12 protein-coding genes are annotated in these 14001 nt (G+C 34.7%); 8 read left to right on the top strand and 4 right to left on the bottom strand.

Going from position 1 to position 14001, the window contains the following annotated elements; genetic code table 11:
• The first annotated feature begins 141 nt into the window (after window positions 1-141).
• The 3 genes from MKX66_RS08325 to MKX66_RS08315 are packed head-to-tail and all read left to right on the top strand — an operon-like array spanning window position 142 to window position 4258.
• Window positions 142-1851, top strand: coding sequence for an acyl-CoA dehydrogenase family protein (locus MKX66_RS08325; RefSeq protein WP_033709052.1), 1710 nt, complete (start codon window positions 142-144; stop codon window positions 1849-1851).
• Between the two features lie 16 nt (window positions 1852-1867).
• Window positions 1868-2758, top strand: coding sequence for an NAD(P)-dependent oxidoreductase (locus MKX66_RS08320; RefSeq protein ID WP_002031851.1), 891 nt, complete (start codon window positions 1868-1870; stop codon window positions 2756-2758).
• A 39-nt stretch (window positions 2759-2797) separates the two neighbouring features.
• Window positions 2798-4258 (top strand): CoA-acylating methylmalonate-semialdehyde dehydrogenase, encoded by a 1461-nt coding sequence (locus MKX66_RS08315; RefSeq protein WP_341085914.1) that lies wholly within the window; start codon window positions 2798-2800, stop codon window positions 4256-4258.
• A 106-nt stretch (window positions 4259-4364) separates the two neighbouring features.
• Here the strand turns inward: MKX66_RS08315 and MKX66_RS08310 are convergent, their stop codons facing one another.
• Complete coding sequence (locus tag MKX66_RS08310; protein WP_085960726.1) at window positions 4365-4997, bottom strand: LysE family translocator; 633 nt, start codon at window positions 4995-4997, stop codon at window positions 4365-4367.
• A 159-nt stretch (window positions 4998-5156) separates the two neighbouring features.
• Window positions 5157-6209, bottom strand: coding sequence for an enoyl-CoA hydratase/isomerase family protein (locus MKX66_RS08305; protein ID WP_002065275.1), 1053 nt, complete (start codon window positions 6207-6209; stop codon window positions 5157-5159).
• 350 nt (window positions 6210-6559) lie between these two features.
• On the opposite strand from MKX66_RS08305, the gene MKX66_RS08300 reads away from it, so the two are divergent.
• The 4 genes from MKX66_RS08300 (at window position 6560) to MKX66_RS08285 (ending at window position 11500) form a co-directional block, all read left to right on the top strand.
• Window positions 6560-6817 (top strand): hypothetical protein, encoded by a 258-nt coding sequence (locus tag MKX66_RS08300; RefSeq protein ID WP_002012747.1) that lies wholly within the window; start codon window positions 6560-6562, stop codon window positions 6815-6817.
• Window positions 6818-7001: 184 nt separating this feature from the next.
• Window positions 7002-7241: a DUF2584 family protein gene (locus MKX66_RS08295; protein WP_002085739.1), complete on the top strand. Its 240-nt coding sequence runs from the start codon at window positions 7002-7004 to the stop codon at window positions 7239-7241.
• Between the two features lie 15 nt (window positions 7242-7256).
• Entirely contained in the window at window positions 7257-8414 is a 1158-nt protein-coding gene (locus MKX66_RS08290; RefSeq protein ID WP_002012752.1) for an exonuclease SbcCD subunit D, read from the top strand.
• Window positions 8411-11500, top strand: coding sequence for an SMC family ATPase (locus tag MKX66_RS08285; protein WP_341085913.1), 3090 nt, complete (start codon window positions 8411-8413; stop codon window positions 11498-11500). The genes MKX66_RS08290 and MKX66_RS08285 overlap by 4 nt, the downstream gene beginning before the upstream one ends.
• A gap of 160 nt (window positions 11501-11660) precedes the next feature.
• Here the strand turns inward: MKX66_RS08285 and MKX66_RS08280 are convergent, their stop codons facing one another.
• Window positions 11661-11834 (bottom strand): hypothetical protein, encoded by a 174-nt coding sequence (locus MKX66_RS08280; protein ID WP_002157923.1) that lies wholly within the window; start codon window positions 11832-11834, stop codon window positions 11661-11663.
• A 343-nt stretch (window positions 11835-12177) separates the two neighbouring features.
• Here MKX66_RS08280 and MKX66_RS08275 point away from each other — a divergent pair, with 343 nt between their 5' ends.
• Window positions 12178-13545: a lytic polysaccharide monooxygenase gene (locus MKX66_RS08275; RefSeq protein ID WP_341085912.1), complete on the top strand. Its 1368-nt coding sequence runs from the start codon at window positions 12178-12180 to the stop codon at window positions 13543-13545.
• Window positions 13546-13670: 125 nt separating this feature from the next.
• Here the strand turns inward: MKX66_RS08275 and MKX66_RS08270 are convergent, their stop codons facing one another.
• Entirely contained in the window at window positions 13671-13808 is a 138-nt protein-coding gene (locus MKX66_RS08270; protein ID WP_162836435.1) for a hypothetical protein, read from the bottom strand.
• Window positions 13809-14001: the final 193 nt, after the last annotated feature.

The raw sequence follows: 14001 nt of genomic DNA, 5'->3' as shown, positions 1-14001 counted from the left end.
GCGATGAAAATACATCTTTGGCAAAACGAACTGCTTGATGTGAAAAATCATCGCCTTCTGTTTTCAATAATAAGATATTCCACTCATCGTAGACGAGCATATGCAAAAATCAACGAAGGCCGAAATGATAGGGGGATTCAGATGGAGAAAACGAAGTTACCATGGGATGAATTTTTTTCACTCAATAAAGATGTGAATAATACTTTCTTTACACCAGAAGATTTTTCAGGGGATGAAGATTTAATTGCAAAAACGACAGAACAATTCGTTAAACAAGAAATTGTCCCGCAAATTGAGAATATTGAACAACATAACTATAAAGTTTCTCGTCAATTATTTGAGAAAGCTGGGGAACTTGGATTATTAGGCATTGAGGTACCAGAAGATTATGGCGGATTCGAGTTAGGAAAGGCTGTCTCAGGTCTTGTAGCAGAGAAAATGGGTTACGCTGGTGCATTTAGCGTTTCTTTTAATATACACGCCGGTGTAGGTACGTTGCCTTACATATATTATGGAACGAAAGAACAGAAAGAAAAATATTTGCCGAAAATTGCGTCTGGAGAATGGATTGGGGCTTATGCTTTAACTGAGCCAAATGCTGGTTCTGATGCATTAAGTGCAAAAACGAGTGCAGTATTGAATGAAGATGGAACTGCTTGGAAGTTAAATGGTGAGAAGCAGTGGATTACAAATGCTCATATGGCAGATGTATACGTTGTTTTTGCGAAGACAAATAAAGGAATGACAGCGTTTATTGTCGAAAGAACATGTGAAGGTGTATCCATTGGACTAGAAGAAAAGAAAATGGGGATTAAAGGTTCTTCAACAGCGACGCTTATTTTAGAAGATGTTGTCATCCCTGCTGAAAATGTTTTAGGGGAAGTTGGGAAAGGGCATCACGTAGCTCTTAATATCCTTAACTTTGCTAGACTAAAACTGGCTTTTGGAAATATTGGAACAGCAAAACAAGCAATTGGTTTATCGGTTCAATATGGAAAAGAGCGAAAACAGTTCCAAACGGAATTAGTAGATTTTACGATGATTCAAGAGAAAATTGCCAATATGATTATTTCTACATATGGAGCAGAAAGTGCAGCTTACCGTACAGCGGGTGTAATTGATGAAGCAATTCATGAGAGTGATGAAGATCTTATGAAAAAAATGTCCCAATTTGCAATTGAATGTGCACTGAATAAAGTAAACGCTTCTGAAACACTTGCTTATATCGTAGATGAAGCTGTACAAATTCATGGTGGTTACGGTTATATGCAAGAATACGAAGTAGAACGATTATATCGTGATGCTAGGATTAGTCGTATTTTTGAAGGAACGAATGAAATTAATAGATTAACAGTTGCAAAAATGTTAATGAAGCAAATCGAGCAAATAGAAGATGCTGAAGTAGAAATTGATGTGGCAAATGTAGAAAGAAACCATCGTTACATTTTATTAGCGAAAAAATTGTTGAAACAATCTTTGAAAACGCTCTCTAAAACTCCAGGTTTAAAAATTGAGCAAGAGCAAGAATATTCACGCGTATTATCAAATATGTTGACGGACGTGTACGTCATGGAATCAGCATTTTTACGTACGAGGAAAGCAGTTAGTAAAAATGGTGAGGAAAAAGAGCGTACGAAACAAATGATAACAGATGTTATTTGTGAAGAAGGATATCGTAAAGTAGAAGAATCCGCGATTTCCATTCTTTCAGCAGCTGTCACAGAAGAACAAAATAGACAAGAAATATTAGCTGAAATCCGTCAATTATTAGTGCCTTTATACTCAAACTTATTTACGAAAAAGAGAGATATTGCGAAAGTTATTATAAATCGCGGGAAATATATTGTGTAAATAGGAGGAAAGCGATATGAAAAAGATTGGTTTTATCGGTTTAGGTAACATGGGTCTTCCAATGTCTAAAAATTTAGTTAAATCTAGCTACACAGTATATGGAGTGGACTTGAATAAAGAGGCGGAAGCTTCCTTTGAAAAAGAAGGAGGAATTATCGGCCTATCAATCTCAAAACTAGCAGAGACATGCGATGTGATTTTTACAAGCTTACCATCACCTCGTGCTGTTGAAGCGGTATATTTTGGGGAAGAAGGATTATTTGAAAATAGCCACTCGAATGTAGCTTTAATTGATACAAGTACAGTATCTCCACAATTAAACAAACAATTAGAGGAATCGGCGAAGGAAAAGAAAGTAGACTTTTTAGCAGCACCTGTTAGCGGTGGGGTAATTGGTGCAGAAAACCGTACATTAACGTTTATGGTTGGTGGATCGAAAGAAGTGTATGAGAAAACTGAATCTGTCATGGAAGTGCTTGGAGCGAATGTTTTCCATGTTAGTGAGCAGATTGATAGTGGTACAACTGTTAAATTAATTAATAATCTATTAATTGGTTTTTATACAGCTGGTGTGAGTGAAGCTTTAACATTAGCGAAAAAGAACAATATGGATTTAGATAAAATGTTTGATATTTTAAATGTAAGTTACGGTCAAAGTAGAATTTATGAGCGTAATTATAAAAGTTTCATTGCATCAGAAAATTATGAGCCAGGCTTTACTGTGAATTTATTAAAGAAAGATTTAGGATTTGCGGTAGATTTAGCGAAAGAAAGCGAACTTCACTTACCAGTAAGTGAGATGCTATTAAACGTATATGAAGAAGCGAGTGAGGCAGGATATGGTGAAAACGATATGGCTGCTTTATATAAGAAAGTTAGCGAACAATTAATTTCTAATCAAAAATAGTGCACTTATAAAAACCATGATAAAAAAGGAGAGAATATAATGATTACAACTGAAATTAAACGAGTGAAAAATCATATTAATGGCGAATGGGTAGAATCTACTGGTACGGAAGTAGAAGCGGTTCCGAACCCGGCAACCGGAAAAATCATCGCTTACGTTCCACTTTCTCCAAAAGAAGATGTTGAAAAAGCTGTTGAAGCGGCAAAAGCGGCATACAAAACATGGTCTAAAGTGCCAGTTCCAAATCGTTCAAGACAACTATACAAATATCTACAACTGTTACAAGAAAATAAAGAAGAGCTTGCAAAAATCATTACGCTAGAAAACGGTAAAACGCTAACGGATGCAACTGGTGAAGTACAGCGTGGTATTGAAGCGGTAGAACTTGCAACATCAGCACCAAATTTAATGATGGGACAAGCCCTTCCGAATATTGCTAGTGGAATTGATGGATCGATTTGGCGCTACCCAATCGGAGTTGTTGCTGGTATTACACCGTTTAACTTCCCGATGATGATTCCATTATGGATGTTCCCACTTGCAATTGCTTGCGGTAATACATTCGTATTAAAAACATCTGAAAGAACGCCACTTTTAGCTGAGCGACTTGTAGAGTTATTCTATGAAGCTGGTTTTCCAAAAGGGGTATTAAATTTAGTACAAGGCGGAAAAGATGTTGTAAATAGTATTTTAGAAAATAAAGATATTCAAGCAGTTTCGTTTGTTGGCTCTGAGCCAGTGGCACGCTACGTATATGAAACTGGTACAAAAAATGGTAAACGTGTACAAGCGTTAGCAGGTGCGAAAAACCATGCGGTTGTTATGCCAGATTGCAACCTTGAGAAAACAGTACAAGGTGTAATTGGGTCTGCGTTCGCAAGTAGTGGAGAGCGCTGCATGGCATGTTCAGTAGTAGCAGTAGTTGATGAAATTGCTGATGAATTCATTGCTGTATTAGTAGCGGAAACGAAGAAGTTAAAAGTAGGTGACGGTTTCAACGAAGAGAATTATGTTGGACCATTAATCCGTGAATCTCATAAAGAACGTGTTTTAGGCTATATTAATAGTGGTGTAGCAGATGGAGCAACTTTACTAGTAGATGGCCGTAAAATCAATGAAGAAGTTGGAGAAGGTTATTTTGTTGGTGCAACAATCTTTGATGGTGTAAATCAAGAAATGAAAATTTGGCAAGATGAAATTTTCGCTCCGGTATTAAGTATTGTAAGAGTAAAAGATTTAGAAGAAGGTATTAAGCTGACAAATCAATCGAAATTTGCGAATGGTGCTGTTATTTATACATCAAATGGAAAACATGCACAAACATTCCGAGACAATATTGATGCTGGTATGATTGGTGTAAACGTTAATGTTCCAGCACCAATGGCATTCTTCGCATTTGCAGGAAACAAAGCTTCATTCTTTGGAGATCTTGGTACAAATGGTACGGATGGCGTTCAATTTTATACACGTAAAAAAGTTGTAACTGAGCGCTGGTTTTAATAAAGTGAAATGATAATGAGTGGGGTGCATTCCCACTCATTATAAAAATAATACAAACGAAAATACACTACTCATAATGGAGTAGTGTATTTTCGTTTGTATTGTGTTAACTATTTCTTTCAAAGGCTAATTTAATACCAAACCCAATTAAGACGATTCCTGTAATCCCTTGAATATAACGCTGTGTCTTCGGTTTTTTCATAAAAGCACTAATTTTATCAATTAAAAATATATAAAAAGCAAACCAAATGACGGTTAAAATGAGATAAGTAAGTCCCATAACGAGAAGTTGTATAAATGTATTATGATTTGGATTTAAAAACTGTGGTAAAAAAGTTAAAAAGAAGACTGCAATCTTAGGGTTTAGTAAATTTGTAAGAAACCCTTGGCGAAAGCAAGAAGTATGTTTATTGTCATTATTTATTGGAACGTCATTTGTATTTAAGTCTTCTGTGTTTCTTACTGCTAAAAGGGCTTTAATACCAATATAGACTAAATATACAGCACCAACATATTTAAAAATAGAAAATAAAAGAGCAGACTTTACAATAAGTGCTGAAAGACCAATTACAGCAGCTAAAGTGTGAATTAAAAGCGCAACACAAGTACCAAAAACAGTTTTTACGCCGCCGATTTTGCCGGCAATCAATGTGTTTTTCGTAGCCATTGCTGTATCAGGACCGGGTAGAATAATAAGACATATAGACATAATAATAAACAGAAAAAAATTTTCCATAATGTTATCCGCCTTCCTTTTTTGTTTTTAGAAAATTCGATTAACGTTAGTTTAACATACATTTTAGTTAAATAAAATTAAATTATATTTAAAATTATTTAACTAAAAAGAAGAGGCCATATAGAGTAGCTGAGAGTGTGCTACAATATATGGCCTCTTTGTTTAAGCGTTAAGTAAGTTAAAGAATCGATTTACATCTTCTTCTGAAACATCACTTAATTGTTTATATTTATAATTTGGATTTTGGTCTTTATCAACTACAACGGAGCGTACTCCTTCAAAGAAATCTTCATGTCGCATGAAGTTTTTAGCGAGTATAAGATCTGTCGCGAAACATTCTTCAACTGACTTTTCTTGGCCATCAATAAACTGTTTTAATGTTACCTTTAATGAAACAGGGGATTTGGATAATAGCTTTTCTTTCGTTGTTTGGGCAAATGGACTTTGATCTTTCTCTAACGATTGAATGATTCCCTCAATTGTATCGAATGCAAAATGCGAATTAATTTCTTCTACTGAGGAAGAAAGATTGCCATCTAAGTTTGGAGCAGTTGCAAATGTACGAATAACTTCTTTTAAATGAGTATGTACATCTTCTTTTTTCCAATTTACATTTTCAAGTGCGGTAAGGAAATTTGGTAATGAATCTGATGTCATAAAGTAATCAGCAGCGTTAATATATAATACATCAGGAGCTTTTAAAATAGATGCCGTTAAAGCAACATATCGACCAGTATATCCAGGCGCTTTATTTAAGAAATAAGCAGCACCGACATCCGGGAAGAAACCGATGTTCATTTCAGGCATTGCCCACTTCGTACGCTCTGTTACAATTCGATACGTCGCTCCATTTGTCAGACCGACACCACCGCCCATTACAATTCCATCTAAACAAGCGATAATTGGTTTTTTGTATTGATAAATAAATGTATCAATTTCATATTCTTCTTCAAAAAACTGCTCTGCATGTTGTAATGCAACTTCGTTAGAACGTGCTTCGTATAGCGTTTTAATATCACCACCTGCACAAAAACCTTTCGTCCCAGCTCCTTTTAAAACGATGAGTTCAATACGCTCATCTTGCTCCCATTCTTTAAGTTTTTGCCCAATTGGTTGTAACATGTCATAGGATAAAGAATTAAGTGCTTTTGGACGGTTTAAAGTAATAGATGCAACGCCGTTTTCGCTAACAGAAAATAAAACGTGTTCAGTCATTATAAATCCTCCCTTACTTATCTTTCTATTCTTATTTCTTGATACATGCTGAAATGTCCTCTATAATTTTTGTCTAAATTAGGTGCTTAGTGTTAGTATTTATCGCATATTTTGACGAGTTATATTTGCAGGATTTCAGAGAATGAAGAGGAATATTACAACATTACTGTAAGTGCTATTATTTGAAAATGTCGTGTTGAAGGCGCTATTATATGTATAACTTATATTGAGTTAGTATACGTGGCGTAAATTAAAGAGTGGATGTAGAAAAAGTTAAAAGGCTGAATTATCTAACTTTTAAAGAGCGCGGGGTTTGTATATAATTAGAAATAGAGAAAGGAGAGATCGGAATGCCAGGACCTTTACTATTGTCGGTTATTATTTTGTCATCTCTTATGGTAGGAATTACACAGTATTTTCATCATACAGATACGACAGAAGAAGTGAAGGCTAAGGTACGTCTCGTGTTTCCGATTTTTATAATATCTATTTCCATATGCTTTTTATTAAATAAAGATGGGTATGTTGTGGCCGTATTTGCGTTTTTTGTAGCGATTGTCTTAATAACTGTATTGTACTACGTTATGAAAGAGTACTTACAAAAATAAGGATGCCTGAAAGGGCATTTTTATTTTTGTAGATTAATAATTTCACATACCGTATTTCATATAAAAAAACATAAAATATTTATAATTAAAAAAGTATGTACATCGCGGTGTATTTACTTGTCAATCTTGCATGACCACTATACTATTAAAATGTAGAGATTAGAAAAAAGGGGTTGTATCTAGCATGAAATTTGAGATGCATACAAAAATTATTTCAAATGAAAAAGAAGTAAGATTACATATAGAAGATAATTTATTTCAATTAATTTTAGATGGTTATCATCTATTTACTATTCAAGAAATATTGCCTTTATATAAATCAAACGAAGAAAGAATCGGTAGTGCAATTGTCCAAAAGTTAGAATGGGAGAACGGAAAAACTACACTAAACTATCAGCTTGTTTCACTACAATCAGTAAACTAAAAGGAGAAGGGTAATATGAAGTTTTTTCATACAGCGGATTGGCATTTAGGTAAGCTTGTTCATGGTGTATATATGACTGAAGATCAAAAAATTGTGTTAGATCAGTTTGTACAAGCTGTTGAAGAGGAAAAACCGGATGCTGTAATTATTGCAGGAGATTTATATGACCGAGCAATTCCACCTACAGAAGCAGTAGACTTATTAAATGATGTATTACAAAAGATAGTTATTGATTTACAAACACCAATAATTGCAGTTGCAGGAAACCACGATAGTCCGGACCGCATACATTTTGGTAGTAATTTAATGAAAAAACAAGGATTACATATTGTTGGACAATTCCAGTTTCCATACAATCCTGTTGTTTTAAATGATGAATACGGAGAGGTTCATTTCCATCTCGTTCCGTATGCAGATCCAAGTATTGTTAGACATATATTGAAAAATGAAGATGTTCGTTCTCATGATGATGCGATGCGTATTTTTATGAACGAACTCTCTGAAACGATGGATAAAGAAGCGAGACACATATTTGTAGGACATGCATTTGTAACTTCTTCAGGAGAGGCAGAGGAAAATACGAGTGATGCGGAACGACCACTTTCAATTGGTGGTGCTGAATATGTAAATAGCCATTATTTTGATAAGTTTCATTACACGGCGCTTGGCCATTTACATCAAGCGCATTTTGTACGTAATGAGACAATTCGTTATTCAGGTTCACCACTTGCATATTCTATTTCTGAAGAAAAGCATAAAAAAGGATATTATATTGTGGAACTGGATGAAAAAGGTGAAACAACAATTGAAAAACGTTTACTTACACCACGTCGTAAAATGCGTACAGTAGAAGCGAAAATAGACGATTTATTGCTTCATCCAGTGAGTGAAGATTATGTATTTGTGAAATTATTAGATGAAAATCCTGTCTTGCAGCCAATGGAAAAAATACGTTCTGTATACCCAAATGCAATGCATGTTGAAAGATCTATTCAAAGACGAGAGTTCACAGATGAAAATGAAGTAACTGTTTCAAGACATAAAACGGATGATTTATCTCTTTTAAAAGCATTTTATAAAGAAATGAAAGGGCTAGATTTATCAGAAGAGAAAGAACGTCTATTTTTAGATGTTTTGCAAACAGTGCAAGAACGGGAAGGTGAGCGAGGATGAGACCGATTCAGCTTATAATGACCGCGTTTGGTCCATATAAACAGAAAGAAGTAATCGATTTTAAAGATCTTGGTGAGCATCGTATATTCGCTATTTCTGGAAATACAGGAGCTGGAAAGACAACGATTTTTGATGCGATTTGTTATGTATTATATGGAGAGGCTAGTGGAGAAGAGCGCAGTGATACAAACATGCTTCGTAGCCAATTTGCTGATGATGATGTTTATACAAGTGTGGAATTAACTTTTCAATTAAAAGGAAAAAGTTATGAAATTAAACGACAACTGGGCCATAAAAAACAAGGAAATAAAACAATTACAGGACATGCAGTCGAATTATATGAAGTAATTGATGAGGAGAAAGTTCCATGTGTCGATCGTTTTCATGTAACGGATGTAAATAAAAAAGTTGAAGATTTAATTGGATTAAGTAAACATCAATTTAGCCAAATTGTCATGTTACCGCAAGGAGAGTTCCGAAAATTATTAACATCTGAAACGGAAAATAAAGAAGAAATACTACGCCGCATTTTTAAAACAGATCGTTATAAATTAATGCGTGAGATATTAGATCAAAAGCGTAAACAATGGAAAGACGTCTTACAAGAAAAACAAAAAGAACGTGAGCTATATTTCCGTAATGTATTTAAATTACCAATACGTGATGGGGCATTATTAGAGACATTAGTGGAGCAAGAGCATGTAAATACACATCAAGTAGTAGAGGCATTAGAACAAGAAACAATTTGGTACAATGCAGAGGTTGAGCAATTACACTTAGAACAAAATGACAAAACGAAACAATTAAAAGAAGCAGAGGCACGTTTTCATGCAGCAAAAGCTGTAAATGAGAAATTCAAAGATTTAGAACAAAAGAATGAGAAGTACAGTATTTTACAAGAAAACCGTGCCGTAATCGAAATGAAAGAAAAATCTTTTAAACATGCGGAACAGGCGAAGCGATTATTACCATTTGAGCAATGGTATGAGGAAGCGATGCAATATGAACAGCAGTCTGAAAGTTTGTTAAAACAGATAATCGCAAAAAAAGAGCATATAATGAACAGTTTTGCACTTGCTCAGGAGAAATATGAAGCATTAAAGAATAAGGCATCCGAGCGAGAAAATGCTAAAAAACAAGTTCAAAGACTAGAAGAGTTACAGCCAATTATTGCATCATTAGCTGAGAAAAAGTTAAATTTGCAAAATGCTGAAATTCACATAGGAAAATTAAAAGAAGGTATGCAAAAGTTAGAGGAACAACTAGAAGCGCATAAAAATGAAAAACAAAGAATGTCTGGCGAATTACAGCAATTAGAAGCAGCGCTTGAACAATATGTAGCTAAAGTAGAAGAACTAACGAATATGCGAGAAGATGCAAAAGTATTAAAGCAGGCATATGATGTATGGCAAGAAAAACAAAAATACGAGCTAGAAAAAGAAAGTGCGTTTCATAAGATGCAACAGGCAGTTAGTACATATGAAAATATGGAACGCCGCTGGTTAAGTGAACAAGCTGGTATATTAGCTCTTCATTTACATGATGGTGAATCTTGTCCAGTATGTGGTAGTATGGACCACCCGAAAAAAGCTACAGAGCAAAGTAATGCAATTGATGAAAAAGAGTTAAATGAGCTAAGAGAAAAGAAAACTATTGCGGAAAAATTACATGTTCAATTAGAAGAAAAGTGGAATTTCTATCGAGTTCAATATGAACAAGTGATAGAAGAAGTGCTAAAGCGAGGCTATCGCTCAGAAGAATTAGTAGAAACATATAGTGCGCTCGTTCAAAAAGGAAAGCAATTAGCAGCAGAAGTTAATGCGTTAAAAGCAAGTGAAGAAACGCGTAAGCAAATTGCTGTGAATATAAAAAGCGTAGAAGAAAAAGTAGAAGAACTCCAGAAACAAAAGCGTGAAGTAGAAACTGTGCAGCACCGTACTGAAATGGAGTGTATGCAGCTTCGTACGTCATATGAACATGATAAGCAAAATATTCCGGAAAGCTTGCAAACGGTACAAGCTTGGAAAGTACAGTTTGACCAAGCTCTGCAAGAACTTAGGTTAATGGAAGATGAATGGGAGAAAGTACAAGAGGCGTATCAACATTGGCAAAATGAAAATATACGTATTCAAGCAGAACATGATAATGCTTCTAATCAATTTAATAGTGCAAAAGATAAGAAAGAAGAGACTTTCACACGCTTTATGAAAGAGCTAGAACAAAGCGGATTTACAGATCAATTAACATATAAAGAATCCAAATTAAATGATGCTGAGATGGATAAGTTACAACAAGAAATCCAAAGTTATTACTCATCTCTAGAAGTACTTACAAAACAAATTGAAGAATTAAAAGCAGACTTAAAAGATAAAGAGTATATGGACATTTCTTCATTAGATGAGCAAGTGAGAGAATTGGAAATTAGCCTTGATATTATTAAAGAAAAACGACAACGTGCTCAAAACGCCGTATCATATATTACGGATTTACATGAAAATATTAAACGAATTGATGAACAAATTCATGAGGAAGAAAAAGCATTCCAAGAACTTGTTGATTTATATGAAGTAATGAAAGGGGATAACGATAGTCGTATATCCTTTGAACGTTACATCTTAATTGAGTATTTAGAACAAATTGTTCAAATTGCGAACGAACGACTACGTAAATTATCAAATGGACAATTTTATTTAAAACGAAGCGAACGAGTTGAAAAGAGGAATCGACAAAGTGGATTAGGATTAGATGTATATGATGCATATACAGGTCAAACCCGAGATGTAAAAACATTATCTGGCGGTGAGAAATTTAACGCATCACTTTGCTTAGCACTTGGAATGGCAGATGTAATTCAAGCGTATGAGGGTGGTATTTCCATCGAAACGATGTTTATCGATGAAGGATTCGGCTCATTAGATGAAGAGTCATTAACGAAAGCAGTTGACGCCCTAATCGACTTGCAAAAATCAGGTCGCTTTATCGGTGTAATTTCACACGTTCAAGAACTGAAAAACGCAATGCCAGCCGTATTAGAGGTAACGAAGCAGAAGGATGGGTGTAGTCAGACGAGGTTTGTGGTGAAATAAGCTTGTCAAATTGAAAGTATCTATCCTTACTTTGAACATTGTACCAAATTGTTATAACGTTTTTTCAATTAAGTTCAAATGAATTTAATAATGTTTTTATATAAAGCCGTCTCTATAGTAGAGGCGGCATCTTTATTATTTAAAGGAATGAATGATGCAATTATGAATCATTTGAAGAAGGTGGTGTATTTGCCAAACGATTATAACTTTTAAAGGCTGAAATTGCAGATATAACACCACCTGTTAAAAATAAAGCTGAACCACCAACTAAAATAATACGACTGACATACGTTTCACGAGCTTCTTCAACTTGTTCTTGTGACGGTGTTGGCATATAAAGTCCCCCTCAATAAGAATGTGTTTTGCAATAGTATATACAAATGCCTAACATGTGTTAAAAATGAAGAAGTTGTCTGTATAAGCATCTAAGTGAATTTAATGTTTAGCCAGTGTTAGTATTAAGTTCAACGCTTCTGCACAACTTCTGCACAAGTTTCAGTAGTTTATATGTCATGATATATCCGTAAAGTTAAATATTTAATAATAATGAATGAAACATTCGTTCATTATTAAGTGTGAGTTTCTTACGCACTCCCAAAAACAAGTGTCTTTATTGTTATTCTTTTGCATCAAAGCCCTCATCACACTACAAGGTATAACAAGAAGGGGATACGAACATGAATAATCGAATTTTAAAACACTTACAAAACATGAAAATGAATAAGAAAAGTTTAGGAGCCGTAGCATTAACGGCTGGAATCATAGGCACGACTCTCATTCCTCAAAATGCATATGCGCACGGTTTTGTTGAAAAACCTGGAAGTCGTTCTGCTTTATGTAGCCCAACTTATGGCGTACTGAACATGAACTGCGGAAGTGTTATGTATGAACCACAAAGTTTAGAAGCTCCAAAAGGATTTCCACAAGGTGGCCCAGTTGATGGACAAATAGCTTCCGCAGGTGGTAATTTTGGTGGTATTCTAGATCAACAAACAGCAGATCGTTGGTTTAAAAATACGATAACTGGTGGAGAGAATACGTTTACATGGAAATATACAGCTCCTCACTTAACTAGCCAATGGCATTACTACATTACGAAAAAGAATTGGAATCCAAATAAACCGCTAACAAGAGCTGACTTTGAGCCAATTGGAACTGTACAACATGATGGTTCTGCAGCTTCAAACAATTTAAATCACAAAATTAACGTACCTACTGATCGTAGTGGATACCATGTTATTTTAGCGGTATGGGATGTAGCTGATACAGCAAATGCATTCTATAATGTAATTGATGTAAATCTAGTCAATAATGAAAAAACAGACACAGAAGCACCAAGTAATCCAAATGGGCTTGAGGCAAGAAAAGTTACAGCAAATAGTGTAGAACTAGCATGGAACGCTTCTACGGATAATGTAGGGGTAAAAGGTTATCAGGTCCTACGCAATGGAGAGATTATTGACACAGTACCAGGCACTCATTTTATTGATAAACAATTACAACCAAGTACTGAATACTCTTATACTGTAAAAGCGATTGACGCAGCTGGAAATGTATCGAAGGTAAGTACGGCAGTTAAAGTGAAAACATCAGTAGCGACTCTTGATACAGAAGCACCTACACAGCCAAAAGGATTACACAGCATGGGAACGACAGCATCAAGCGTTGATCTGATGTGGAGTCCGTCTGACGATAATGACGGTGTAGACCATTACGATATCTACAGAGAAATATCAGGCGTAATGAAAAAAATTGGAATATCCAACACTACTTCTCATATGGACAAAAATTTGCTTGCTAATACTACATATAAATATACGGTGAAAGCTGTTGATGTGGCTGGAAATGAATCAGCACAAAGCGATGTATTCACAGTTACTACAAAAACTGAAAGCGTTTCATACGAAGCGTGGGATTCAAAGAAGGCATATAAAAAGGGAGATAGAGTCGTACACGAAGGGAAAGTGTATGAAGCTGTCCAAAATTATCAAGGAAATGGGGATCCAAACTGGATTTATGCTTTATCATTATGGAAAACAGTGTAAGCTTTTACTGGTTTTGAACTAAGGAATGACTGACGGGCTTTGATGCAATAAAGTAATAATGAGAGTTCACTTTAAAGTTGAAACAAAAAAGACGACATATAAAATGTCGTCTTTTTTGTACGGATTTATTTTTTCTCCTGGTTTTCTACCTTTTCCGTTTTAGAAGCAAATCCACTTTTAAACCCATCAATAAAATTACAACCACTTAATGAAAATACAAATACACATATAAGACCAACTAAAATACCCTTTTTGTAATTCACTTTACAACAGCCTCCTAATTATCAATTCGCAAACTACATATTACTATACTTGAATTGTTAATATAAATTAAAATTACCTTAAAAATGAATTGTTAAATCATATAGTTGTAGGATATGACGTCATCTTATGAATATTTTTATACAGTAGATATATTTATTACTCATATAGTATTACTTCGAAAAGTAATTTCAT

The sequence above is a fragment of the Bacillus sp. FSL R9-9530 genome, from assembly GCF_038008145.1.
Classification (GTDB): Bacteria; Bacillota; Bacilli; order Bacillales; family Bacillaceae_G; genus Bacillus_A; species Bacillus_A mycoides.
Note: the sequence above shows the minus strand (reverse complement) of the source record. Positions and strands in the feature narration are given on the sequence as shown.